Here is a 24,847-nt window from a genome sequence, read left to right on the forward strand (position 1 = left end):
GCTGCCAAAATAAAGAGGAGGTGAATAACAAGCAGGCTTGGCGGGATGGAGGGAAACTTTTTATCTGGGAATCCCTACAAAAAAATAAAAATGGAGGCATTAGCATGAAAGTTTCTAAAAAATTTCTGGCAGTGTTTGTATCTATCTGTATTCTTGCCACAACCTTGTTTCTGGGACAAAGTACTGCATTTGCGGCGGCTTCGCATGTATGGACTGAATCATCTTATGTTAATGTTTTTAAGAATACACTCATGCCTGCCAATGCTGCGACATCCATTAATCTTACCGTTGCGAAGAATGAATATGAGGCAGCTCAGATTTTGATAAGAAGGGATGCTGCTTTTACAATCAATAGCATATCTTTTACCAATCTGACCAGTGGAGGAAACGCCATAGCGGCATCAAACCTGATGTATCAATTTGTAGAGTATATTTATCTTTCTGGAAATAGCGATTCAATAAGTCTAAAAGCCAAGAAAGGTGCCGGAGATTATCCCGATCCGCTTTCCAATGAAACAAGCATGGCCGTAGCGGCCAATACAACCCAGTCCATATGGGTAAGAGCATATATACCCACTACAACGGTTGCTGGCGTTTATACCGGTTCAGTTGCAGTAAATACGACTGCCGGAGTTTTTACAGTACCCATTACTCTTGACGTAAAAAATGTGACAATTCCAGACCCAAGTAATGGCAGCTTTAGCAACGCAATGTGGGCACAGTTTTTTGGTCCCATATCCTGGGATCTGGTAGGCGGTGAAAGTTTTGCTGATGCATTTCCCTATGCAAGAAGATCTGCTGATTGGTGGACGGTTGTGGGCAATCTGGCGGATCTGATGAAGCAAAACAGGTCTAATGTCCTGCCTCTCAACATGGATTACCTGCTTATGGACGGCGGGTCTTACCTCGGTCCCGGTGGAATATTCCACTTCGACTGGTCTGCATTTGACGAGGTTGTACAGTTCTTTATAGATAGAGGAGCAGTTAAACAATTGCAGGGTTTGTTTATGGCGCAGAGTGCAAACTATAGCGGCAGGGGAATGGTCCAGTTAATTGACGGCGATGCTCAGGGTAATTCCTGGAGGGGGTATTATCCGATAGAACATTGGGCTGCCCAAGCTTGGGTCGACCAATTCATACCTGCTTTGAAGGCACATTTGATTTCGAAGGGCTGGGTAGACATGCTCGTGTTAGCCATACTGGATGAGCCAGGCAGCGCCCAACTTGTAGCAGATTATAAAGCGATAACAAACAGGGTTAAAGCAGCATGGAATGCAGCGCCCGGATCATATACTTTGAAACTGGCAGACGCCGTAGTTTACAATGGTCCAAGCCAGCAGCTTGCAGGCGACATGAATGTGTGGATTGCGAACAATAGCTTATATGATAATGATAAATCTTTTTTTAATGCAAGAATGGCTGCAGGCGACGAAGTCTGGCTGTACAACTGCAGTGAACCCAGGGGATCATACCTAAACAGATTTATTGACCAACCCGTATGGGAGCAGAGGTCTACAATGTGGTATGCCTACAGGGAAGGGCTGACTGGATATCTTCACTATGGTTATAATGTCTGGGTGGGAAATATATATGGAGGAATCAACCCCTTATTGAAGGGCGACGCCTGGATCACATATCCTGATAATGCTAACAAGAAGTTCAAGTCTTCCATCAGGTATGAATCCTTAAGAGACGGAATAGAAGATTATGAATTGTTAAAAATATTAGAACAGACAATGCCTGATGTTGCAAAGAAACTGGTTGATAATATAGTAAATCTTGGAGTAAATTACACATTGGACACAAAACTCATGGAGCGTATAAGGGCAAATCTTGTAAGAGCGGCTGCAGGATTGCCGATATTTGATACCAATCTGGCATATACCAAAACAGCCACTGCCTCATCTTCAGCTTCAGGGTATGCAGCCTCCAGGGCTGTTGACAATAATTCATCCACAGACTGGAGATCTACAGCGGCAGGCAGCCAGTGGATACAGGTAGACCTTGGTGCGGCACAATACCAGGTAGATGGTGTCAAGTTGAAGTGGGGGAATGCAAATTATGCCACCAGCTATAATGTTCAGACCTCATATAATGGGATATCCTGGAAGACGGTAAGTTCTATAACTGGCGGAAACGGCGGAGATGACTATATACCTTTAACCCCTACCTACACAGACCCAATAACAGTAAAAGCCAGATATATACGTATAAATTTTACCGCGTCTTCGGGAAGCACTTATAACCTATTCGACTTGGAATTAGGAGGTTCGCAGCTTCCGAAGGTGAACCTGGCTGCAGGAAAGCCCTATACAAATAGCCATGCTGGCACTTCTCCATATCTTGATGAAGGCAATACGGAGGCTACCGACGGTGTTATTGCAGGGACTTATATCGACCACTTTTCCTTCGGTCAATATCTGCAAGGGGGCACCCACTCACCATACCAAGTAGTAGACCTTGGTTCAGCACAGACGGTTAATCAGGTAAAAATCCACACATATGGCGCTGTAGAAGATAATTATGCTGCTGAATGGGTGAAGGTATTTACAAGCACCGATAATGTTAATTTTACGCAAAAAGCATGGTTGGACAATTTGAATGCCAAGGAAAGATGGTATGATATTACCTTCCCAGATACTTCTGCAAGGTATATCAAGGTGCAATATTTCAAGACTCATACACCGGGGCAGGATCTGAACTGGCTGTTCCAGGATGAGATAGAGGTTTACGGAGGGGGAACCGGTACAAATAAAGCAGCGGGCAGACCTTATACAAAATCCGAAGCACCTAGTGGCATACACCCGGATACCGGCAATGCGGAATCTACCAATGGTGTTATTGCCGGCGAATGGCCTGACGAATTATCATATGGTTTCATCATTCCCAGCGGTACAACAAAAACGGTATCCATTACTGTAGACTTGGGAAGCGACATGTCTATAAGCCTTGCTCAACTCAGGAATTACGAATATGGCATCGGAGAATACGGGCCTGACAATGTTAAGGTATATACAGCTTCAAATGCAGCGCCAAGCACATTTTCAATACGTGGGGAATCTTCCAGCCCTATGGGATTGTGGTATGAAATACCTTTTAGCAGCGTAACGGCAAGGTATGTAAAGTTTGAAGTATCCAAACATAACTATGGGGGAAGTACGAATACCGACTGGCTGTTCCTGGATGAGTTGACAGTATACTAGACGACAGTAAATCGGTTGATGGAAATAACCGCCGGGTGTTCCTGGGATTGACACCGCTTGGACCCAGGAGATCCGGCACATCTATGAGCCGCTCATACTGGGTCCAAATGGTGTCGTGAGAAATATGCCGCAAGATTGCCTCGCTTTGAAGAAATGTTTTGGCGTCAATGAACAATGGCTTGATAAACAAAGATCACAATGGAAGGTTCGGTGAGCGCGATGAATGTTAAACGCATGGGTATTATTACGAATGATGAAAGCGATCTGCTTGGAATTTTTCTGAAATCTCCAATCGATACCGTAGTCATGAAGCCGGAAGAAATTTTCGATCACGATTTGGATTCGCTATTTTCAATCGCGATTTTGGGCGGAACCGCCGAAATGCCGCTGTTGTTCAATCCAAGAGAACGAGCCGTAATCGAAAAACAATTAAAATCGGGCAAAAAAATATTCAGCGAGTATTGCACGAGCATAGGAAACATTTACAGTGCGCCTCCCGTGACAACGAGGTTTGATCGGCTCATATCATGCACCGAGTCGGGGAGTATTCAGGGTTTGCAACAAGGCGATATCTTGGAGGAGCAATGCAACACTAGAATTAAGCCTTATAGCAACACCATTTCCAGCATTAGACCTATCCTTCAGTATGCCAAGGTAAATGCACACAGCAGCTACGAAGTCGATGAAAATATACTTGTCGATATAACGGATAGGGCGTTGTGGATAGATGATCCCGAAACCTTGCTCGTTTGCAATTTTCGCTTGGCTAATTTCGTTAAATCGCGATTTTCACCTATGACAAAGTGGAAAGGTGTTATTGCATTTATTGTTAACTGGTTAATTGACGAGAAAATAGGGCTTGACGATTTGGAGGATGCTTACGGATTTAAACCTTATGATCCCGGCGATTCATTCTCCGAGCAATTGTCAAAGTGCATCGATCGATCCATCGACTGGTATAGGCATGCGGATATGCTAGTAAACGGCGGGAAGGACGGGGTAAAGGAGGGACTTGGTACAGAGATTTATCCTGACGGGACGCAGCGCGTTATCCCTTCCATAAGGGCCGACTGTACGGGGGAAACTTCGCTCGCTTTCTATATGAATTATTTGCGTACAAAAGAGCCCGAAGACAAAGAAATATCGGAGCGATTAATCGAAGTATGTTTTGATTTCATGCAAAACAAGGATGAAGGCCCATTAAAGGGAATGCTGAGATGGACCCAAGAAGCATGGGGCGTATGTTATCAAGACGATGTAGCTAGAGTGCTGATCCCGCAATTATTAAAATGTTTGTATACGGACAGTAAACCCTATTTGAACGAATGTATAGAGGCTTTGCATTTCTTGGTTAATACAACGGGAACAAACGGAATTCGCGTTCCGCGAACGGACAACATCGACTTGAACGAAGAAAAATTAAGGGAACTTGCGTCTACGCCTACAAGTCATATCAGCGCTCATTACAATGCCTTTTATTTAGGATCGCTCTTGCTCGCCTACAAGTTAACGGGGATTGAAACCTTTAAAAAAGTGGGGATACAAGGACTGGAAACCATAATGTCCGTCTACCCGCATACGCAAAGGGAGTATAGTCAGACGCAGGAAATTTGCAGACTTATTTTGCCGCTATCGTGGCTGTACTGGGTTACCGGAGATCCGGAGCATAAACAATGGTTGTACCTTGTCACGGAAGATTTGCTGAAATTCAAACATATATCAGGAGGATATTTGGAGTGGGACGACGGTTATCGCTCTGCCCGGAATGATGCGAAAGAAGGAGAAGAAAGCACGCTGCTATCTCAGAACGGTGACCCTGTCGTAGATTTGCTTTATTCGCTTAACTGGCTTCCTATCGGCTTTACGCAGGCTTATTTTGTCACGAAAGACCCCTATTTTAAGGATTTATGGGAAGGGATTGCCAAATTCTTCATCTCGACCCAAATTCAAAGCAAGGATCGCATGATTCATGGGGCATGGGCCAGAGCTTACGACGTCGAAAAGAACGAGATCTTTGGATTAAATGCAGACGTAGGTTGGGGACCATGGGCGATCGAAACGGGTTGGACGGTTGCGGAAATCTCGGCAGGGTTAAGCATGGGGTTGTTGGAAGATGAATTAATCGCGTTTTATTAAGGCGGAGGTAAATATGGTCGATTCTTCAATTGGAATAGATATCGGGGGTACGGAGCAGGAAGAGATGCTTTATTGGCCAAAATCATTGATTTGATCAGTAAATATCAATTGTATGCAATATCAGAAGGAATAAATATAAAAAGCGTGGGCATAGGTACAGCGGGATTCGTTCATTTCAGCGAAGGGTCAGTAGCCGCGGCTACTGACAATCTTGCTGGTTGGGGTGGAACGCCCTTACGCACAATACTGTGCAATCAAACGAACCTTCCTGTTCGCATAGATAATGTGATATTAACGCGATCGCTATGGGCGAGCAGTGGATCGGAGCAGGTCAAGGCAAGAGAGATTTCGTCTGCATCGCGATCGGTACCGGAATTGGCGGATGTTTGTCGATCGTTTCGCTGAATTCGTCGCAGTAGGGCTAACCAACGTCATCCATTTTTTTAATCCGCAGTCGATATTAATCGGGGGAGCGATAACCGCCCAAGGGGATTTCTTGTTTGACCGAATAAGAGACCATGTGCTGACTAAGACATTAAGCGTATATTGGGACAAGACCCCGATTGAAATCGTCCAAGCGCGATTGGGCGAGCAATCGGGCGTAATAGGTGCAGCCAGATGAGCAATTGAATCGATTGCGTGATTTTTTTATTGGTCTTGGTGTGTTATTATCATATTGGTAATACCATAATACATATGGGGAGACAGGTGAAGCAGATCATGCATGTGCTAAAGATGTTTCAGCTCGAACGGAAGGTCGCCATCGTAACGGGCGGCTCCGGCTTGTATGGCGAGCATATTTCGAGTGCTTTGGGGGAAGCGGGAGCGATTGTCATTATTGCATCGCGTGGATTGGAGAAATGCGAGCAGTTGGCACAATCTTTGCAGGATCAAGGCTGTCAGGCGTTTGCAAGGCGGTTGGATTTAGCGAATGAGGACAGCATTGCGCAGTTTACAGCAGAGGTGACGGCGGAATTCGGCCAGATCGATATACTGGTTAACAATTCCGTTTCCCGCACCGGATTAAACGATATCGAGCAAACGACTGCAGACGGATGGCTTCGGGATCAGCAAGTCAACGGTCTTGGGACGATGCTGCTAACGAAAGCGATCGTACGCACGATGCGGGAACGCCGGACGGGGAACATCATCAATATTTCTTCCATTCAAGGAATATTGGGTCCCCATTTCCCTGTGTACGGAGATAGCGGAATGACAAGCGGAATCGAGTACACGTATACCAAGTGGGGAATGGTCGGGATGACCAAATGGCTTGCCAATTATTATGGCAAGTTCAATATACGTGCCAACTGCATTTCTCCAGGCGGTTATAACCCGGTGGATACCGAGCAAGAGATTGCGTCTGGTGAATTCCTGCAGCGGTACATTGAACGAACCCCGCTAGGGCGACTCGCGGACGAAGACGACATTAAGGGTGCAATCGTCTATCTGGCATCCGAGGCTTCAAAATACGTAACCGGTCACAACCTAATACTTGACGGGGGATGGAGCAGTTGGTAGCGGATGGAGCGACATGCCTTCGCGTGAATGGACTGGAGCTTTCCAGATTCATGCTGGGAACGGCGCAGTTGGGCATGAGCGGATACGGCATTAATAACAATGGGGGGCAGGTGAACGCAGAATCATTGTTGGGCCGTTGCGAGCAGTGGGGCGTAAATTGTTATGATACAGCCTATGAGTATGGTGATGCCGAGTTGAAGCTCGGGAAATATTTTCAGGGAAAGAAAATCCCGTTCATCGCTTCCAAGCTGAAGATCGATATGGATTTGACTTCGGAGCGGGAAATCGAGCGACAAATCTTTGCCAGGACGGAAGCGATTCTGACCCGGCTGCAATTAGAAGCGATACCGGCCCTTCTGGTGCATAATCCGGATATGGTAGAGAAATACGGACACACAATCTCAACCGTAATGCGTAAGCTGCGTACTGAAGGACTCATCGAACGAGGCGGGATTTCTTATGGCGCCGACCCGGTCAGACAATATGACGCTGTTTCCGGTCTGGCGAGCGACGACATCTATGAAGTGGTGCAAATTCCGCTGAATTTGTTCGACCGCCGGCTCGTTCAGTGCGGTGCCATGCAAAGCTTCGGCGCAGGTGGGAAAATCGTCGTTGTCCGGAGTGTGTTTTTGCAAGGTTTGTTCTTCATGAGAGAAGATGCGCTGCCGGAGAAGCTGCGGGTGGACGCCGGGCGTTTGCTTGGCCAACTACGAACGCTCGCCGCAGCGGAAGATTTGTCCGTCGCGCAGCTGGCTGTTTCCTATATTCGGGATATGGCGGGTGTGCATTGTCTGATTATCGGTGCGGAAAGCGAGCAACAGATCGACGATAACGTCAGGCTGATAAACGGTCCCTCTTTGCTTGCTGAAACGCGAGCGCGAATCGAACGCCTCTTTTCGGATGTTCCTTCTGACGTGATTACTCCTTCCGTCTGGCGCTGAATCTGGCAAGCGGGAAGCTCCATTGACTATTGTTTTTTCACGTCGTATATTGATAATACTATGAGACATGCTCGGAGGAAACGATGGAACGGATTTTAGAAGACGAGTATCGGATGTTGAGCCGTTTGGCTTGCGACAAAATTAGAGGTTATGTTTCCGACAACCGGCTCAAAGCCGGGGATCGATTGCCCACGGAAAGAGCGCTGGCGGAGCAGCTGGAGGTGAGCCGCCCGGTTATCAGGGAGGCTCTGGGAACGTTGGAGGCGCTGGGGCTGATCGTAAAGAGGCAGGGCAAAGGCATTTTTCTTAAGGAACCGAATTTTACCGTATTGTTTCATGAGATGATGGGCGTTTGGCAGCAGGACGAGAAGAACGCCGGACAGGTGCTGCAGTTTCGTGTTTTGCTTGAACAAGCCGCTGTGACCCCAATTATTGAACATGCCGACGATGCAGACTACGAACGACTCCATGCGCTGATTGACGAGTCGGAACGGGAGGGATTGTCGCACAGCGATTTTATCAAGCTGGATTACCGATTTCACAGCGAACTGCTCGGCTTGACGCGGAATGTATTGTTTATCCAACTGACCGACGTCGTGAACAAGTATTTTCACTGGGCAGAGACGAGCAATCGAACGGATAGATCGATTGACGGCATTCAGCGCACGGTTCGACAGCACAGGGAAATCGTCCGTTCGCTGCAGGCGAAGGACAAGGAAGGCGCGGAGCGGCTGTTGAAAGCGCATTTGGCCGGGGAAGGATAACGGGATGAAGCCATTGAAACGCATGAGTCTGAAGGATGTCGTCATCAGAAAGCTGCATGATTATATCGCGGAGCACGGGCTGCAGCCGGGAGATCGATTCCTGAACGAGAAGGAGATCGTTCATCTGGTCGGCGCGAGCCGGACGGTTGTGCGCGAGGCGCTAAAGGCGATGGAAGCCGTAGGCGTCGTTCGGATCAAACCGGGAGACGGCGTCTTCGTGAACGAATCCTCGGTGCATCATCTGGTCAACCAGTTTTCCTTCCGCTGGTCGCGGGATCGGACGCGTATGCTGGAGCTGCTGGAGACGCGCACGATGCTGGAGTTGTCGGCCATCGAACTGATCGTGATGCGGAGGTGCGAGAATCAGGCGAGCCCGATCGCCGTCGATTTCCGGGAAATCGATGCGAATCTCGAACAGATGGAGAGAGCCATTCAGCTCAAGAAGTCCCTTGTAGAAGATGATATCGAATTCCATCGCACGTTGTTCCGGATGACAGGTAATCGCACGTTCTATGAGCTTAGCGAGGTGATCACCCAATATTTTAACGAAGTTCGGGAACGTCGAATTTCGGAAGCTGACGGTTACGGGAGCACGTTCGTCGAGCATGCCCGGATCGTTCAACTGCTCAAGCAATCGGATGCGGAAGGCGCTAAGAAAGCGATGATCGATCATCTAAGCCCGTTAAAAGAAATGATCGCGAACGGGCGGTAGTGAGAGTGAAGGGACTAGCGACAGCGTAAGACGACTTGAAAGCTGGTCATGGGTGTTAATATTTTATTGGTATTACCATCATATATTTAAGGGAGGGACGATGAGAATCAGTGATATGGCGGATCAGGGCATATGGACTTATGAGGGGCGCTTGCCCAAGCTAGTCGCTTACCAATCAACAGGCTGCGCCAACATCGCCCAGGCTTGGCAGCTCGGGATAGACGAACCGGCCGAGGGGGCGTCGACGGCGATGATTTCCGGCATTCAGGTGCCGAATCCGCCCGATGGCGTCCAAGCTTTGCAGGCTTTGCAGCATAGCGGCGGATTCGCGGAAGCGCTGCCCGACGCGGATACATGGCATTGGCAAGAGTAGCTTGCCATAAAGGAAGGGATTTTCTGCGAACCGGCTGGCGCGATCGCCTTGGCAGGTGTGGTACAGGTGCTCAGGGAGTGGAGAATCGATTGGAATGCCAACGTGATCTGCATCGTATCGGGAGCCGGATACAAGGATGTCGACCGGATGGACACGATGGTGAAGCAATCGCCGTCGATTCCGATGATCGATGTGGATGAACTATAGGGGGAGGGGGTAGCAGGATGGGACGAATCCGATTGGGGATTGTTGGGTTAGGCCGTTTTGCCAAGCTGCATATCGAATGTCTGAAGCAAATTCCGTTTATCAACATCGCGGCCGTCTGCGATATTCACGGGGAAACGGCTCAAGTGTTCGGAGATGAGCTCGGATGCGGCAGTTATACGGACGTGCAGGAGATGCTGCGCGCCGAATCGCTCGATGCGCTCGATGTGCTGACGCCGGAGGATAGCCATTACGAGGCCGTAATGGCGGGCTTGGAAGCGGGATGCGATGTGTTTGTGGAGAAGCCGCTGGCAAGTGATCTGGCGCAGGCGGAAAAGATGATCGGCGTCGCTGCCGAGCGGGGACGTCTCCTCATGGTCGGACACGTATTGCGCTTTGATCATCGGTATTTGCAGATGAAGATGTCCGTTGAGCGAGGGGACATCGGGCGCGTTCGTTCCATCTATGCCAGGCGGAGCGACAAGCGGGAATATTTCGGATTATACAAGCGGTCTCCGGTCGTCTTGAACTTGGGGGTTCATGATATCGACCAGATCTTATGGATCAAGAACGAGCTGCCGATCGAGGTTTATGCCAAAAGCTCTTGTTCCCCGGAAGGAGAAGATATGATATGTGCGATGATGACCTTTGCAGATGGCACTGTCGCGATGACGGACAGCAATTGGCTGACGCCCCGGCAATGGCCGGCCCCTCAAGATCAGTACATGCAGATTGTGGGAGATGATGGCGTGCTGCGTGTGCAAAGTCCGGATGCGGCGTTCAGCCTGTGCTCCGAACAGCTTTACGAAGTTCCTTACTTGTACACTTCGCGAGAGATCTACGGGCGGATCGAAGGGCCGTTGATGTCGGAGTTGGCGCATTTTGCGGCGTGTGTGCGCGATTCTGCATCGTCCGCCATCCTTCGTCCCGAAGACGCATTGAATGTCATTCGCGTAACGACGGCGATTCTTCGTTCTTGCGAGCGGGGACAGCCGGTCAGCATCAGTTCGGTGCTCGCTTGATGAGGATCAGCGACAAGGTTTAATGGATCGGCAGCAGCCTCTTGGGAATTTGAATGTAGAGCGTTTGATGCCGGGGCATCTGATGCCTGTCGTGAGAAACGGCAAAGTGCCGATACGGAAGGCCGAAGACCTGTTCAGGCACGGCACGATACCGGAATCCATTGTATGAATCGGTCAACAACTTACATGAGGAGGATTTAAGTATGGGCAACAGTTATTATCCGGCGTTAGGAACGCCGCTGGACCAGGACGGCAATGTGCTGGCCGACAGTTTGAGCAAACACGTGGAGGATCAGATCAGGAGGAAAGCCGAAGGGCTGTTTGTCATGGGATCGATGGGCATACAGCCGATGATTAAGGACAGCGAATATGTCAAAGTAGCCCGGATTGCAGCGGAAGCGGCGCGCGGACAATGCCCGGTCTATGCGGGCGTCATGGACAATTCGATCACCCGCGTCAGAGATCGGATCGACGGACTGAAGGGGCTCAAGCTGGATGGTGTCGTAACGACGGTTCCGTTTTATTTTCAAAGCACGCAAGCGGAAATCATAACTTTCTACCGGGCAATTGCCGATACTTCGCCATATCCGCTCTATTTATACGATCTGCCTGGCGTTACCCAGAGCAAAATTCAAGCGCCTACCGTGATCGAGCTGATGCGCCATCCGAACATTCGGGGTATTAAATCGGCGGATCTCGCATTGGTTCGGATATTAAGCCGCAGCTTGAGAGATGTGAATCAGGATTTTGAGGTGATCTATAGCGGACTCGATACATTCGACGTTGCTTATATGTATGGCATTACGAAAACGTTGGACGGCATGTTCAGCTGCACGTCCGAAATCACGGAAAAGATGTATGACTCGTTAGCAGCAGGCAGCCATGAACTAGCCGCAAAGCATCTGGACAGCATTGTCGGCCTTCGCAACCTGTTCGTCGAGGTCGGCATATTTCCCGGATTTACATATGCCATGAACTTGCTGGGCTTCGAGGGCGACTTTCATCCGGATTACTGTTCGCGGCTAAACCCGCAGCAGGCTGATAAAGTGAAGAGCCATATGCAGCAGATTCAATTGATTTGAACGGGAGAGAGGCAGCGGAAATACTCCGAGGGAGCAAACGCACATGACTTTGAAACGTGAAGAGATCGAAAGGTTCCGGCCCGACGCTTACCCCGCAGCCGTTAAGGAACAAATCCGTCTGACTTATGAAGAGGCCGAAGGTTCGGTGGCGGAAATCCCGCTGTATCTGATCAAAGGAGCTGATGCGGGTCCGGTGCTGCTCATGCTTGCGGCCATCCACGGAGATGAGTACGAAGGGGTACAGACGATCATTGAGCTTGGGCGCATGCTGTCGCCTGCAGACATTCGCGGGACGCTGCTTATGGTTCCGATTGCGAATGCGTATGCCTACCGTACGGCAGACAGGCTGACTCCGGAGGATGGGCGTAATCTGGCGCGGGAGTTTCCAGGGAAGCGGGAAGGCACTGTAACGGAGCGGCTGGCATGGCATCTGGGTAAAGGTCTGATCAAGAAAGCCGACTTTCTGCTGGATATGCATAGCGGCGGAACGTATTATGAGGTGCCGGAATTCGTCGGCTATTACGACAATGACGGCTGCGAGACGGGCCGGCGCTCCAGTGCGGCGGCCGAAGCGTTCGGATTTCAAGTGTTATGGGGGCATGATCAAGTGTCGCCAGGCCGGACGGTGTCATATGCCGGAGATTGCGGAATTCCGTGGTTGTACACGGAAGCTTTCGGCGGGAGACGCGTCAAGCGCGACGAGCAGCATCGTCTGCGTCAAGGGGCACTGCGTTTGATGGGTCATCTCGGCATGCTGGTCAGTCCGTCGCAATGGATTCCGGAGGAGACCAAACCGGAGATTCGTTACAGATTAACCGGCAATGGTGATTTCGACGGTTCGGTCACAGCGGAGGAGGAAGGATTCTTTATCCCTTCGGTTGCACTTCTGCAGAACGTTCGGCAAGGCGATGAGATCGGCATCGTCTATAACGGCTTCGGAGAAATATTGCGGAGTTACCGGGCGGTTTGCGACGGTGTCATCGTGGGGCTAGCGGGAGCGCCGGTCTTGAAGCGAGGCTCGCTCGTTTATTTGATTGCCTTATTACAAGAATGAGTCGAAACAGTTGGAGGAGAAAAACGATGATTTTCGGTGATTTGAAGTATTGGAAGCGTGAAGAGGCGGCATTTGCTCCAGTCATACGGCAAGCGATGGAATACCTGCAAAACACGGATTTCACGGAACTTGGACCCGGTAAATATGAGATCGAAGGCAGCAGGATGTTCTGTATGATCAGTGAAAGCCATACGCGCGATATCGCGGAATTAAAAGCGGAGTCTCACCGGGCATATATGGATGTCCAATATATCATAGAAGGAGAAGAGAAAATCGGGTTTGCCCGGCTGACGGACGAACAAGTCGCAACTCAAGATATTCTTGAGGAGAGCGATGCCCTGTTGTACGATCGCCTGTACGACGAGATGGAATTCATCCTTCGAGCGGGCACATACGCCATCTTCTTTCCGGCGGATATCCATCGGCCCGGCGGGAAGATTCGGGACGTCGCTCCGATCAAGAAAGCCGTTATTAAGATTAAGCTGGATTAGGGATTCGATTCCAAGTGATTCCAGAGCCAAGGTATACTCTCGGCTTTGGCACATATTGCAAGGCAAACCCGGGCGATTTTGGCGCATGTGAGCCAGAGCGCCCGGGTTTGTTCGGCGTTCTCGATATCATTGTACGGCAACATACCGCCGATCTGCGGAATCTCGTTATTTTACAACCGAGTTGAATCCGTGGGGCAGCACATCATGAAGCTTGATGCGAGAACTTACGATTTTAGAATCGTTTTGATTTTGCTGCCGGTCGCCATAACGCCGTTTCTGATCGCCAGCATGTACAACATGAACGTAGGAATGATCGTTATGTCGTATCGGTGTTGGCCAAAATGTACAATCTGAGCAGTGGCGTTTATAAAACGCGAGATCGGGTGATTAATTGTGCAGTCGCAGTTATAGCACTTTTTCTCCAACATCATTAAAAAATTGATATATCCCGGAAATCAAAACTTTATCCTTTTGATATACGATTATCCGCGGTAAGCTAGAAGCATCGGCTAGCTGACAGTTCCGGCCGGAACATGATGAATTGAAACTCAGGGAGGCAAATCGATGTCAAGAAAAAGGGTTGTCGCTTTAATCATCAGTATCATGATGTTCGTGGCTGTAGTAGGCTGTTCTACATCTGAAAAGTCAGGCAATGTTAGCACCGCGGGAAACCAGAACAAGAACCAGGGGGAGTCGGCAGCGACTGATTCCAAAAAGAATGAGAAGGTATACATCTATGCTAACGCGGGAAATCTTGCACTTGCATCTACGCTTAGCAAGAAGGAAGATTTGGAGATGGTTCACAAGGAAGTATTAGATCAGTCCGGATTCGATGTAGAGGCCAATATTCCACCAAAAGGTCAAGAAGCGGAAAAATTAAACTTGTTGCTTGCTTCTAATGAGCCGATTGATATTTTCGTTGGAAGTATAGGCGCATTCAGAGACAATGGCGCAATCCAGCCTCTTAATGATTTGTTGGACAAGTATGGATCGCACATCAGGGAGTTATGGCCGAAAGAATGGGCAAGTGCTTGGGATGCGGTTACGGATAAGGAAGGAAAAATATGGGCGATTCCGCAGGTGCCTCAATTAGCTGAGAAAACTGTATTTCTTAGGTCGGATTGGTTAGCGAAGTTGAATTTAACGATGCCAAAGACGATTGAGGAGTATGAGACGGTATTGAAGGCGTTTAAAGAAATGGATCCGGCGGGGGCGGGTCAGACGATCCCAATTGTCACCAATATGACAGGCCTGAATTTGGCTTTGTCAGCAGGCTTCATGGATGTAGGCTATGGGCCTTGGCTTGATCAGGACGGAAAAGTTAAACCGCCGGAAATTAATCCGGGGTATAAAGACTTCATTGCCAAAATGGCTGAGTGGTACCAAAAGGGATATATCTATAAGGAAACCTTCACATTAAATACGGAGAGAACACGCGAATTAATAAAGCAGAACAGGGTAGCCTCCGCCATTATTCATTATTCAGTTGTGACGAACATCCAATCCGACCTTCAACAGAAAACACCAGAGGCATTATATGAGGTTGCCGGGGAGCTCAAAGGTCCTAAAGGCAATATTACAACGATGTCCGGATTGTCGCCGTATGGCTGGATGCTGAATAAAAAATCGAAAAACCCGGAAGCAGCGATTAAATTCATTGATTGGATTCATTCCGACATCGAGAACTATTTGTTGATCATGTTTGGAATAAAGGATAAGCATTGGAAATATATCGATGAGTCCAAGCACGTCTTCGAACGCATTAATCAGGATTATGCCGGAGAATACCTTACGGCCAGTACATTTGCTTACACCGTTCAAATTGCACCGTCGGATCCTGCGAGCAAACCGGAATATGATTTTCTGGGCAAGTTCAGCGGTGACACGAGCAGGGTGAAAAACCCGGCCACGGCAGATGTGGACTATCTGTACGACCAGCAGGAGATTTCCGATAAGCTGCCTCATATCGAAGATATTAATCGCATGATTGAGGAGGAAGTTGTCAAGTTTATTATGGGGGCGAGACCCATGAGTGACTACGACAAATTTATTCAGGAATTATATTCTGCAGGATTGGACAAATGGATTGAAGTCATGACTGAGCAGTACAACAAAGTAAAAGCGGCGATGCAATGAGAAGAACCATCCCATCTCAGCTCAAACGCTATAAATTGTATTATTTTCTAATCGCACCAGGAATTATATATTATCTTATATTTCATTATATTCCGCTGTATGGCGTTGTCATTGCATTCAAAGATGTATCGCCATTTGACGGGATTACGGGGATTTTAACAAGTGAATGGGTGGGGTTGAAGCACTTCCGAAATTTCACCAGTTCATATTACTTCTGGGATATTATGAGGAACACATTGTTGATTAGTTTATATCGACTGATCTTCGGCTTCCCCGCTCCAATCCTATTGGCGATCTTACTGAATGAGGCAAAGAACATCCTGTTTCAAAGAGTTGTGCAAACGGTTTCATATTTGCCGCATTTTATTTCAATGGTAATAGTTGCTGGTTTGCTGACGACTTTCCTAACGACAGATGGCGGCATTATTAATACCCTCTTGCAGCAAATGGGCCTAAAGCAAATTTTCTTCCTGGGCGATGCGAATTATTTCCGCTCGGTGCTTGTTATTTCGGGCATCTGGAAGGAGGTAGGGTGGGGGACGATCATCTATCTTGCAGCTATCGCAGGAATCGATTCACATTTGTACGAGGCTGCGAAGCTTGATGGTGCAGGTCGAATGAGACAAATCTGGCATGTAACTTTGCCAGGGATCTCATTCATTATCACGCTGCTCCTTATTCTTTCTATCGGGGGGCTGCTGGATGCGGGTTTTGAACAAATCTTTCTGCTGTATTCCCCATCCGTATTTAAGGTAGCTGATATTATCGATACTTATGTGTACCGTAAGGGGCTGGTTGATTTGCAGTATTCCTATGCTGCTGCCGTCAATCTATTCAAATCCTTAATCGCGGTGATCCTCTTGCTCGGCGCAAACTACTTGGCCAAGAAATACAAACAGGAAGGTATATGGTAGAGGTGAAGTAAGATGAACCAACAACGCCGAAGTATGGGTGAGAGAACATTTCAGATTGTGAATTACAGCTTTTTGACCATAATTTCATTATCCTTTATTATCCCTTTTCTTGTTGTACTTGCCACTTCGTTCGTCAGTGAGAATGAGCTGATCGCCAGAGGGAATTTTATCCTTATACCGAGGGACTTGGACTTCGCAGCCTATAACCTACTGTTGAGCAAAGGCTCATTGATCTACAATGCTTACGGGATCACATTCCTGAGAGTACTGATCGGTACATCGCTCAATCTGGTGTTTACGGCCATGATGGCCTACGGGTTGGCACGCAGGGATCTGCCGGGGAGAAACGGATTGATTACGCTCGTTTTTATCACTATGCTGATCGGTGGCGGCCTCGTCCCCAATTATTTGCTCATGAAAAGTATACATTTGCTGAACACATTCTGGGTGATGATCATTCCTGGATTAATCAGTTCGTGGAATTTAATTATTATGAGGAATTTCTTTATGCAAATCCCTTTGGAGATTGAAGAATCGGCGATCATTGACGGAGCTTCGCCGCTGGGCGTCCTCGTGCGGATTGTCTTTCCGTTAAGTTTGCCCACGTTTGCTACCATCGGGCTATTCTATGCAGTAGGTCACTGGAATGCTTGGTTTGATGCAGCGATCTATATTAATAATACCCAACTGCATCCACTGCAGCTTATTCTGAGGCAAGTTGTACTATCGATGACCTCGGAAGAATTAAATACAACGATGACAGCAGGGATGATGGAAAGACCAACAGCGCAAAGCTTGAAAGCGGCAGCAATCATCGTTACAACGGTACCTATTTTGTTCGTCTACCCTTTTTTGCAGAAGTACTTTGTCAAAGGTGTACTAACAGGTTCAATAAAGGGCTAGCAGATTTCTAACGATACCATCAGATGAATTTAAGTGGAGGATGAATTTAAATGGATAAGTTTGGGGATGTAGTGTTAGAGCTTGGGCCATCCGAAGGGAATCCGCGTAATAGCGAGGGAGCTTTTATCGAGCTTAAAGACGGCAGACTGTTGTTCGTGTATAGCCGTTTTCTTGGGGATTCTCCAGAGGATTATGCCTATGCAGTCATTGCTAAGCGCTATTCGGCAGACCGGGGAAACACCTGGACGGATGACGAAGTGATTGCAAAGCCGGAGGAATATGATGCCATTAATCTTATGAGTGTAAGTTTATTGCGGTTGGGTAATGGCGATATTGGTATGTTCTATGGCGTTCGTCAGGGCTGGCATGATTTGCGTTTCTTCCTCAGACGTTCAGCGGATGAAGGCGAGTCGTGGAGCGAGGCTGTCTGTTGTATGCCGGGTCCAGGGTATTTCAATGTAAATAACGACAGAGTGATACGTTTGCAAGGAGGGAGACTGGTTATTCCCGCCAGCTACTTTAGAATGCGCGGGGAAAGCAAAGTGGAATTGAGTTCATGGGATTCACGGGCCATGCTGTTCTTTTACTTATCCGATGACGATGGGGTTACTTGGAGAGAATCTAATTCGTTCTATACATTGCCATACGCAAGGTCGGGATCGGGTTTGGACGAACCGGGCGTAATAGAGCTGGCAGATGGTACATTATGGGCATGGTGCAGGACAGATATGGGTTATCAGTATGAGACCTTTTCCATGGACCAGGGAGAGACATGGAGTGTGCCTGTACCTTCCGTTTTTACTTCACCGAATTCTCCACTTTCGATGAAGCGAATTCCGGAATCTAATTATTTGCTGGCTGTGTGGAATCCTATCCCTGATTATCAGACACGTATTTATGAACGGCATACGGCGGGGCGATTCCCGTTGATCGGAGCGGTAAGTAAGGATGAGGGCAAGACATGGGGACATTACTTCTCTGCTGAAACGGATGAAAGCAGCGGTTATTGTTATGTTGCCATCCACTTTGTCGATGATTCCGTCTTACTAGCTTACTGTGCCGGCAATAGGCAAGACGGAAGCTGTCTCCGCAGGCTGAGAGTAACCCGAATAAGAATCGCGGATATGCTGTCGCTACCTTAAGCATGTGTGAATATAACAGGAGCTTTTTGTGCGGGCTCCTGTTTTTTTAACGATATAGACAATCGGAATAGCTCGGGGTATGCTGACGATAAGAGGGGTCAACGTGGGTCAACGATCCGGCAAAGAATAAGGGGGCAATAAAATAGCATGATCAAAAAGATATTTATATTCCGTAGAACCCGGAAATTTTACTTTAAAGTGATCGGCTACACACTCTTTCTTTCTTTGCTTCCCGTTCTGATCATCAGCATTTATCTGTATCACAATGTCAAAGCTTCACTCAAAACTGAACTGCTTCATGCTAATTCCAACTATTTATCCCAGACGGCCAATGCATTGGAGATTATTATTAATCAAATTGGAAATAATTTCAAACAATTCACACTGGATAGCACGATGCGGGAGTGGGAGAGATTCCCTAGGGGCAGCTACTACGAGGGACTGAACAAGGATATCAGCGATCTGGATTTGCCCATTTTGGCACGTTATATCAGTAGTAAAGCCAAAGTGAGATGGAATCTGGACAATATAAAAATCTCCAATGATTTCATTCATTCGGTGTTTCTAATCGACAGGGCTAAGGATATTACACTGACGTCTATCGGTAGCGAGTTGTCGGAGGACGAAGCGAACGCTCAGAAATGGATCGAAATTCCGGATGATGCATTGGAGTTTCCCTACTTCATGGAAGCGAGATATATAGATCATCCGGGAGCTGATGCTGAACAAATACTACCTGTCATCTACAAATCTCCCAACATTAATAGCTATATGGTCGTCAACCTCAATGCGGATCTCATTTATGCCAAAATTGTAAATAATCTAGAAAAACGGGAGAATGAAACCTTTTTCGCTTTGTCGAAAAGTAATGCGGTGTTGCTTCACGATGGAAGGGAAGAGATATACCCGAAAATCAGGGCGGAACTGGAAAGCCGCATACAGGGTGAACTTCTTACGGATCAAGACGTTATCGAGTACAACGACAAGCAGATGCTCGTCACTTACCAGACGTCACAGCTCTTTGGCTGGACGTTCGTCAGGGCGATCGATCTGGATGGACTGTATAGCAGCATCTTTCACATCAAAGGTCTCATATTCCTCTCTTCCTTTATGCTGATTGTGGCGACAGGACTTCTGGCCTTCATGGCCAGTCAAAGCATCTACGGACCAGTATTTCGTTTGCTCGCATATATGAAGAGTGTCGATTATACCGATCATTTGCAAGTACAACCGAATACGCAGTCGTACGATGAGTTCAAGACGATTGAGACCCGGTTTACTCGTTCTATCGAGGAAAGAGCCAGTTTGCAGCATCGATTGAGGGAAAGCCTGCCGGCGTACAGGGAGAAGTTTCTTACTACGCTGATCAAGAATAACAGGTACAGCAGGGAAGAAATGATCGAACGGATCTTAATGCTGGGACTTCGATTTGAACTGGAAGACATGGTGCTGTTGAATGTATTATTCGATGACCGCGGCCGGAGGGAGCTGGACTTCTCCAGCAGAAATCTGATCAAGCTGCAAATCGTGGACATTCTTGAGCGGGTGCTCTTCACAAGCCATACCGGTTTTATCGTGGAGATGTCAGAGGACTTGTTTACCATAGTCTTTAATAGCAAGCAGTCGGACATGATGGACGTCTATGACCTGGCCGAAAATATGAAATCTGAAGTAAAGGGAACACTTGACCTATACTGCACGATTGGTATAGGCCGGCATTGTTCGGATATGTATCAGTTGCACAAAGCGTACGACGAGGCAGAAGAGGCAATCGGGCACCGCGGCAATGGCGGGATTGGTGAAGTGATCTACATCGAGGATGTGCGGCTTGAAAGCCTGCCGGTTTTCGTGTATCCGAAGGAAAAGGAAACGACATTGAACCAATTCGTCAAGAACGGGGAGACGGATCAGGCCAAGCTGGTATTCGCCGAGTTTGTGAAGGAAGTGAAGGAGCAGCAGGAGCGGGTGCAATATCAACAGTTGTTACAGGCTTTCGTTCAGCTATGGGTGCGGTTGCTGGAAACGGCAAGCAATATGCGGCTGGATCTGCCCAAAGTGCTAGGTGTGAAAAACAATCTGTTCACCGTGCTCCTACAGAAGAAAGATGTGGAGGAGATGATCACCTGGTCCGAGGACATGATCGAAGTCATGTCCGTTCATATTGAAGGTGCATTCCGGGAAAAGAAAAACAATTACATCCAAGAAGTGATGAAACTGATCGAAAAGTGCAGCGGCAACGAGTTGTCCCTGTCGTATGCGGCTGACCATCTGCAATTGAATCCTGCCTATTTGAGCAGGATCTTCAGAGACAAGACGGGGATGAATTTCCTGGAATATCTAACACATGCTCGCATCGAGAAGAGCAAAAAGCTGCTGCATGAAACGAATTGGAAAATCAAAGAGATCAGCGAGGTATCCGGTTACAGCAATGTGAATTATTTTATCCGTATATTCAAGGAAGTGACCGGTACGACCCCGCGGGAGTACAGGAAGCTGTACAGCAGTGAAGACTTACTGGCAAACCCCAAATGAGCTTTACTGTGAAGAGAAGTCAATTGTAGAAAAGCAATGTCAACTGCAGTTATGTTACGGTTGATAACCGCGGTATTAAAATAAAGCTGTGAAGGGACGGGATACGGTCAGGGGGATTTGGAATGAATCTAGGCGTTATTGGTTATGGAGCACGAATTCGTTGGGTGTTGGATGAAATTTCCGGAATTGATCCTGAATGCCGCGTAACCGCAATTACGGATGTGCGTAATCAGCAGATCAAACAGGAGCTTGGACAGGAACAAAGCGATCGAATCTCGTTTTATGATACGCCTGAACGAATGATTGCAGCGGGCAATATAGACGGCATCCTAATTGGTACAAGATGTTCTCTGCATACCGAGATGGCATTGCAAATATTGCCCACCGGTATTCCGCTATATTTGGAAAAACCCGTTGCGACTAGCTATGAAGATTTATTACGCCTGAAAGCGGCGAATGAAGCGTACCGATCTGAAGTGGTTGTGTCTTTTCCGCTTCGTAATACACCGCTCCTTCAAATGGCCAAGGAAATCATTGACTCCGGCAAAATCGGTACTGTGGAGCATGTTCAAGCAATGAATAATGTAGCTAGCGGTGGAATTTATTATCACGGTTGGTATAGGGACGAGAAAGAGACGGGCGGGCTCTTTCTGCAAAAATCTACGCATGACTTTGATTACATTACTTATTTACTTCAACTAAGACCTGTAAGGATATGCGCGATGAAATCAAAACAGGTTTTCAAAGGAACAAATCCCGCAGGATTAAAGTGTAAGGATTGCAGCGATAAGCACATTTGTTTAGACAACACATATCAAAGCACTTCTTTCGATGCTTCGTGGGAATATTGCTGTTTCGCAGAAGATACCGGAAATGAAGATTCAGGCAGCGCGATTATTCAGTATGAATCTGGCATGCATGTATCCTATTCACAGAACTTTTTCGCACGTAAAACAGCCTGTGGTCGAGGCGCAAAGCTAATGGGTTATAAAGGTACAATCGAATTTGATTGGTATACGAATCTGTTGAAGGTTTATATGCATCATACAAACCGAATTGAGACGTATGAGGTGCTGCCGGACAATGAGTCTCATGGGGGTGGAGATGCAGTCCTGGCGAGAAACTTCATCGATGTCATGAAGGGAAAAGCAAGATCGAGTACGCCTTTGGACGATGGATTATTAAGCGCCCTCATTTGTCTAAAAGCCAAGAAATCAGCCGAAGATTACAGCTTTCAAACGATTAACTGGGGAGAGATTCTATGAGAATAAAGGTTTTACAAATTGGTGCCGGTTCAATGGGGACGCGAAGAATACGAGATTTGACGGCTCGCGCGGATGTGGAAGTTGCCTTGTTGGAAATGAGGGCCGATCGGAGAGATAGCGCAAGTAACCAATTTGGGATACCCTGTTTCGATAATATGGAGTCGGCTTTAGCCTGGGGAGCAGTTGCCATTAGTATTTCCACGCCGCCGCAGTCACACTCGCAGTATGTGGAGATCGCTTTGGACAGAGGTTTGCATTTCTTCTGCGAAGCGGAACTGTTCCCGTTTCATTATCGAGAAGTGGAGCTTGCAACAGCTGAAAAGTCAACGGTTGCGGCCCCCTCATGTACACTTCAATTTTTGCCCATATACAAGGAATTGTCGAGAATTGTGAGGGAAGAGCTCGGCGTGCTGCATGCCTATACGTTCATCTTATCCATTGATATGGCCAGTTGGCACCCAGATGAAGGAACAGAATATTATGCACGTAATCGCAGCACGAATGGGACAAGAGAAATGGTAGCCTTCGAATTAATTGGACTGGCAAATCTTTTTTCCGAACCGCAAGACGTAACAGGTATAGTGCGTACAGGTGGAGAGTTGGAGCCGAATTATGAAGACAGTTGGAGTTTGCAAATGCGCTTGGATAATGGAGGGATCGGGCAGCTTGTCGTTCTGGGAGCGAGTCCTCAGGTCATTCGAAAAGGCGTTGCTGTAGGTACGCATGGAACAATCGAGTTTGATCTCCTTTCAGGCGATATTCATCGCAGCTTACCGTTGCTGGGGATACATGATACGCGAAATTATGGACAGCTGTCACAGCTGTTGGAATCAGTCTATAAAGAAGAGATTGACGCTTTTGTTGAGACGATTAAGGGGAGTAATCAGTGGCCATACGACTTTCGCACATCCAACGTGATATGTGGCACCTTGGCAGCTGCCGAGAAGAGCGCGATTACAGGTAAGGTGGAAAAAGTGAATCCAAACTTTCTACCGGCTGAATTACCTGATCAGTACGAGGATGATAATGAACGGAGGAATGTATGTGGATAAGCTTGGTATGGTGAATGGAATTCAAATCTCGGAACGATATTGGCAGCGTGCGTCATCTTTGATTCCGTGTGGCACACAGTGTCTTTCGAAAGGGCCTACCCAATTTATCGAGGGGTATGCGCCTAAATATTTAGCCAGAGGCGATGGTTGTATCGTTACGGATGTAGATGAAAATCGGTTTATCGATTATGGGATGGGATTGGGAGCGGTGTCCCTTGGTTATCATTATCCAACCGTGAATTCGGCGATTATCAATCAATTGAATGAGGCGATTACACTAACGATGATGCATCCACTTGAGGTAGAAGTTTCTGAGCTTATTCGTGAAGTTATCCCTTGCGCGGAAAGCGTCAGATTCGGCAAAAATGGTTCGGATGTGACATCGGCTGCAGTACGTCTGGCCAGAGCCTACACGCGAAGAGACATCATTTTGTGTGGAGGATATCACGGCTGGCACGATTGGTATGTCATTACAACGGACAGAAATGCCGGAATACCTCCCGTATTAGAGGGGCTGACCAAGAAGTTTAGCTATAACGATATCGATAGCTTGAGGATGTTAATAAACAAATATAAAGGAAGAGTGGCGGCGGTCATCATGGAGCCGGTAGGAGTTATTCATCCGCAACCCAATTTCCTGGCAGATGTGAAACAACTTGCGCATGACAATGGAGCGCTGCTCATTTTCGACGAAGTGCTGACAGGGTTTAGAATTGCGCTTGGCGGTGCTCAACAGTATTACGGAGTAACTCCGGATTTAGCCACCTTTGGGAAGGCGGTTGCCAACGGGATGCCGTTATCCATTCTTACAGGTAAGGCGGAAATCATGTCTGAGCTGGAGAATGTTTTTTTCTCCTTCACTTTTGGCGGGGAAATGCTGTCATTAGCTTCGGCGAAAGCAACCATCGAGGAAATGAAAACCCATCGTACGATAGATCACGTGAACGCTATGGGAAAGCTGCTTATGGAACAGGGGAATGCAATCATCGAGAAGCATGGTTTGTCGGAGCGAATAAGCATACAAGGTCCTCGCGCCAAAACGTTATTCGTGTATCGTGAATCCCCTGACACCCTACTGATCAAAAGCTTTCTGCAACAAGAAATGATACGTAGGGGAATCTTATTTACAAGCTATAATTATGTGTCCTATTCGCACAAAGAGGAGCAGATTCAATATACTTTGGATGTCTTGGAAGATTCACTATCTGAATTATCAAAGGCAATGAAACAGAACAAGTTAGTTGAGAAGCTGGAGGGTAAGGCAGTAGCGCCAGTGTTTCGGAAAGCATAAGCATTATCGGGAGCTTGATGACTCGTATCCTCGAAAGATGCAGACATTCAAAGCTCCTTTTTAACAGCTTTAAAGTGAAGTCAATTGGGAAAAAGAAATGTCAATTACA

23 protein-coding genes are annotated in these 24,847 nt (G+C 47.5%); all 23 read left to right on the forward strand.

Annotated features, from left to right (window positions below; translation table 11 throughout):
- Window positions 1–104 precede the first annotated feature (104 nt).
- Window positions 105–3,203 carry a glycoside hydrolase domain-containing protein gene (locus tag IEY46_RS06215; protein ID WP_188990140.1) on the forward strand — a complete coding sequence of 1,033 codons (3,099 nt, stop codon included), beginning with the start codon at window positions 105–107 and terminating at the stop codon, window positions 3,201–3,203.
- A 219-nt stretch (window positions 3,204–3,422) separates the two neighbouring features.
- Window positions 3,423–5,339 (forward strand): hypothetical protein, encoded by a 1,917-nt coding sequence (locus tag IEY46_RS06220; protein WP_229750097.1) that lies wholly within the window; start codon window positions 3,423–3,425, stop codon window positions 5,337–5,339.
- Between the two features lie 299 nt (window positions 5,340–5,638).
- The gene (locus IEY46_RS37005) at window positions 5,639–5,758 is read left to right on the forward strand and encodes a hypothetical protein (protein WP_373288785.1); all 120 of its coding nucleotides are present in this window, start codon (window positions 5,639–5,641) and stop codon (window positions 5,756–5,758) included.
- Window positions 5,722–5,961, forward strand: coding sequence for an ROK family protein (locus IEY46_RS06230; RefSeq protein ID WP_188990146.1), 240 nt, complete (start codon window positions 5,722–5,724; stop codon window positions 5,959–5,961). Before IEY46_RS37005 ends, IEY46_RS06230 begins: the two co-directional genes overlap by 37 nt.
- Window positions 5,962–6,059: 98 nt before the next feature.
- Window positions 6,060–6,860 (forward strand): SDR family NAD(P)-dependent oxidoreductase, encoded by an 801-nt coding sequence (locus IEY46_RS06235; RefSeq protein WP_229750098.1) that lies wholly within the window; start codon window positions 6,060–6,062, stop codon window positions 6,858–6,860.
- On the forward strand, window positions 6,845–7,801 hold the full coding sequence (locus IEY46_RS06240) for an aldo/keto reductase (protein WP_188990150.1): 957 nt from the start codon (window positions 6,845–6,847) through the stop codon (window positions 7,799–7,801). The genes IEY46_RS06235 and IEY46_RS06240 overlap by 16 nt, the downstream gene beginning before the upstream one ends.
- Window positions 7,802–7,884: 83 nt before the next feature.
- The gene (locus IEY46_RS36735) at window positions 7,885–8,565 is read left to right on the forward strand and encodes a FadR/GntR family transcriptional regulator (protein WP_188990152.1); all 681 of its coding nucleotides are present in this window, start codon (window positions 7,885–7,887) and stop codon (window positions 8,563–8,565) included.
- Window positions 8,566–8,569: 4 nt separating this feature from the next.
- Window positions 8,570–9,277, forward strand: a complete 708-nt coding sequence (locus IEY46_RS06250; RefSeq protein ID WP_188990155.1) for a FadR/GntR family transcriptional regulator — start codon at window positions 8,570–8,572, stop codon at window positions 9,275–9,277.
- A 100-nt stretch (window positions 9,278–9,377) separates the two neighbouring features.
- Window positions 9,378–9,650, forward strand: a complete 273-nt coding sequence (locus IEY46_RS06255) for a hypothetical protein (RefSeq protein ID WP_188990157.1) — start codon at window positions 9,378–9,380, stop codon at window positions 9,648–9,650.
- A gap of 48 nt (window positions 9,651–9,698) precedes the next feature.
- Window positions 9,699–9,857 (forward strand): hypothetical protein, encoded by a 159-nt coding sequence (locus IEY46_RS06260; RefSeq protein ID WP_188990160.1) that lies wholly within the window; start codon window positions 9,699–9,701, stop codon window positions 9,855–9,857.
- A gap of 17 nt (window positions 9,858–9,874) precedes the next feature.
- Entirely contained in the window at window positions 9,875–10,876 is a 1,002-nt protein-coding gene (locus tag IEY46_RS06265) for a Gfo/Idh/MocA family protein (protein ID WP_188990161.1), read from the forward strand.
- Between the two features lie 22 nt (window positions 10,877–10,898).
- Entirely contained in the window at window positions 10,899–11,045 is a 147-nt protein-coding gene (locus IEY46_RS06270; RefSeq protein ID WP_188990163.1) for a hypothetical protein, read from the forward strand.
- Between the two features lie 34 nt (window positions 11,046–11,079).
- Window positions 11,080–11,958 carry a dihydrodipicolinate synthase family protein gene (locus IEY46_RS06275; protein ID WP_188990165.1) on the forward strand — a complete coding sequence of 293 codons (879 nt, stop codon included), beginning with the start codon at window positions 11,080–11,082 and terminating at the stop codon, window positions 11,956–11,958.
- Window positions 11,959–12,001: 43 nt separating this feature from the next.
- Window positions 12,002–13,012, forward strand: coding sequence for a succinylglutamate desuccinylase/aspartoacylase family protein (locus IEY46_RS06280; protein WP_188990167.1), 1,011 nt, complete (start codon window positions 12,002–12,004; stop codon window positions 13,010–13,012).
- A 26-nt stretch (window positions 13,013–13,038) separates the two neighbouring features.
- The gene (locus IEY46_RS06285) at window positions 13,039–13,503 is read left to right on the forward strand and encodes a NanQ anomerase/TabA/YiaL family protein (protein ID WP_188990168.1); all 465 of its coding nucleotides are present in this window, start codon (window positions 13,039–13,041) and stop codon (window positions 13,501–13,503) included.
- Between the two features lie 564 nt (window positions 13,504–14,067).
- A complete protein-coding gene (locus IEY46_RS06290) occupies window positions 14,068–15,639 on the forward strand; it encodes an extracellular solute-binding protein (protein ID WP_188990170.1) in 1,572 nt (523 codons plus the stop codon).
- The gene (locus IEY46_RS06295) at window positions 15,636–16,553 is read left to right on the forward strand and encodes an ABC transporter permease (protein WP_188990172.1); all 918 of its coding nucleotides are present in this window, start codon (window positions 15,636–15,638) and stop codon (window positions 16,551–16,553) included. Before IEY46_RS06290 ends, IEY46_RS06295 begins: the two co-directional genes overlap by 4 nt.
- Window positions 16,554–16,565: 12 nt before the next feature.
- Window positions 16,566–17,456, forward strand: coding sequence for a carbohydrate ABC transporter permease (locus tag IEY46_RS06300; protein ID WP_188990174.1), 891 nt, complete (start codon window positions 16,566–16,568; stop codon window positions 17,454–17,456).
- Between the two features lie 50 nt (window positions 17,457–17,506).
- Window positions 17,507–18,598, forward strand: a complete 1,092-nt coding sequence (locus IEY46_RS06305) for a sialidase family protein (RefSeq protein ID WP_188990176.1) — start codon at window positions 17,507–17,509, stop codon at window positions 18,596–18,598.
- A 147-nt stretch (window positions 18,599–18,745) separates the two neighbouring features.
- Window positions 18,746–21,130, forward strand: coding sequence for a helix-turn-helix domain-containing protein (locus IEY46_RS06310; protein WP_188990178.1), 2,385 nt, complete (start codon window positions 18,746–18,748; stop codon window positions 21,128–21,130).
- A gap of 122 nt (window positions 21,131–21,252) precedes the next feature.
- Window positions 21,253–22,395, forward strand: coding sequence for a Gfo/Idh/MocA family protein (locus IEY46_RS06315; RefSeq protein WP_188990180.1), 1,143 nt, complete (start codon window positions 21,253–21,255; stop codon window positions 22,393–22,395).
- Complete coding sequence (locus IEY46_RS06320; protein ID WP_188990182.1) at window positions 22,392–23,447, forward strand: Gfo/Idh/MocA family protein; 1,056 nt, start codon at window positions 22,392–22,394, stop codon at window positions 23,445–23,447. The genes IEY46_RS06315 and IEY46_RS06320 overlap by 4 nt, the downstream gene beginning before the upstream one ends.
- Window positions 23,422–24,738 carry an aminotransferase class III-fold pyridoxal phosphate-dependent enzyme gene (locus tag IEY46_RS06325; RefSeq protein ID WP_229750099.1) on the forward strand — a complete coding sequence of 439 codons (1,317 nt, stop codon included), beginning with the start codon at window positions 23,422–23,424 and terminating at the stop codon, window positions 24,736–24,738. The genes IEY46_RS06320 and IEY46_RS06325 overlap by 26 nt, the downstream gene beginning before the upstream one ends.
- The last annotated feature ends 109 nt before the right edge of the window (window positions 24,739–24,847 follow it).

Source organism: Paenibacillus nasutitermitis (assembly GCF_014641075.1).
Classification (GTDB): Bacteria; Bacillota; Bacilli; order Paenibacillales; family Paenibacillaceae; genus Paenibacillus_Z; species Paenibacillus_Z nasutitermitis.

What these genes read in the sequence shown, in the direction of transcription:
- IEY46_RS06215 (WP_188990140.1), top strand. Translation starts at nt 105, where the DNA reads ATGAAAGTTTCTAAAAAATTTCTGGCAGTGTTTGTATCTATCTGTATT.
- IEY46_RS06220 (WP_229750097.1), top strand. Translation starts at nt 3,423, where the DNA reads ATGAATGTTAAACGCATGGGTATTATTACGAATGATGAAAGCGATCTG.
- IEY46_RS06230 (WP_188990146.1), top strand. Translation starts at nt 5,722, where the DNA reads ATGTTTGTCGATCGTTTCGCTGAATTCGTCGCAGTAGGGCTAACCAAC.
- IEY46_RS06235 (WP_229750098.1), top strand. Translation starts at nt 6,060, where the DNA reads ATGCATGTGCTAAAGATGTTTCAGCTCGAACGGAAGGTCGCCATCGTA.
- IEY46_RS06240 (WP_188990150.1), top strand. Translation starts at nt 6,845, where the DNA reads ATGGAGCAGTTGGTAGCGGATGGAGCGACATGCCTTCGCGTGAATGGA.
- IEY46_RS36735 (WP_188990152.1), top strand. Translation starts at nt 7,885, where the DNA reads ATGGAACGGATTTTAGAAGACGAGTATCGGATGTTGAGCCGTTTGGCT.
- IEY46_RS06250 (WP_188990155.1), top strand. Translation starts at nt 8,570, where the DNA reads ATGAAGCCATTGAAACGCATGAGTCTGAAGGATGTCGTCATCAGAAAG.
- IEY46_RS06255 (WP_188990157.1), top strand. Translation starts at nt 9,378, where the DNA reads ATGAGAATCAGTGATATGGCGGATCAGGGCATATGGACTTATGAGGGG.
- IEY46_RS06265 (WP_188990161.1), top strand. Translation starts at nt 9,875, where the DNA reads ATGGGACGAATCCGATTGGGGATTGTTGGGTTAGGCCGTTTTGCCAAG.
- IEY46_RS06270 (WP_188990163.1), top strand. Translation starts at nt 10,899, where the DNA reads ATGGATCGGCAGCAGCCTCTTGGGAATTTGAATGTAGAGCGTTTGATG.
- IEY46_RS06275 (WP_188990165.1), top strand. Translation starts at nt 11,080, where the DNA reads ATGGGCAACAGTTATTATCCGGCGTTAGGAACGCCGCTGGACCAGGAC.
- IEY46_RS06280 (WP_188990167.1), top strand. Translation starts at nt 12,002, where the DNA reads ATGACTTTGAAACGTGAAGAGATCGAAAGGTTCCGGCCCGACGCTTAC.
- IEY46_RS06285 (WP_188990168.1), top strand. Translation starts at nt 13,039, where the DNA reads ATGATTTTCGGTGATTTGAAGTATTGGAAGCGTGAAGAGGCGGCATTT.
- IEY46_RS06290 (WP_188990170.1), top strand. Translation starts at nt 14,068, where the DNA reads ATGTCAAGAAAAAGGGTTGTCGCTTTAATCATCAGTATCATGATGTTC.
- IEY46_RS06295 (WP_188990172.1), top strand. Translation starts at nt 15,636, where the DNA reads ATGAGAAGAACCATCCCATCTCAGCTCAAACGCTATAAATTGTATTAT.
- IEY46_RS06300 (WP_188990174.1), top strand. Translation starts at nt 16,566, where the DNA reads ATGAACCAACAACGCCGAAGTATGGGTGAGAGAACATTTCAGATTGTG.
- IEY46_RS06305 (WP_188990176.1), top strand. Translation starts at nt 17,507, where the DNA reads ATGGATAAGTTTGGGGATGTAGTGTTAGAGCTTGGGCCATCCGAAGGG.
- IEY46_RS06310 (WP_188990178.1), top strand. Translation starts at nt 18,746, where the DNA reads ATGATCAAAAAGATATTTATATTCCGTAGAACCCGGAAATTTTACTTT.
- IEY46_RS06315 (WP_188990180.1), top strand. Translation starts at nt 21,253, where the DNA reads ATGAATCTAGGCGTTATTGGTTATGGAGCACGAATTCGTTGGGTGTTG.
- IEY46_RS06320 (WP_188990182.1), top strand. Translation starts at nt 22,392, where the DNA reads ATGAGAATAAAGGTTTTACAAATTGGTGCCGGTTCAATGGGGACGCGA.
- IEY46_RS06325 (WP_229750099.1), top strand. Translation starts at nt 23,422, where the DNA reads ATGAACGGAGGAATGTATGTGGATAAGCTTGGTATGGTGAATGGAATT.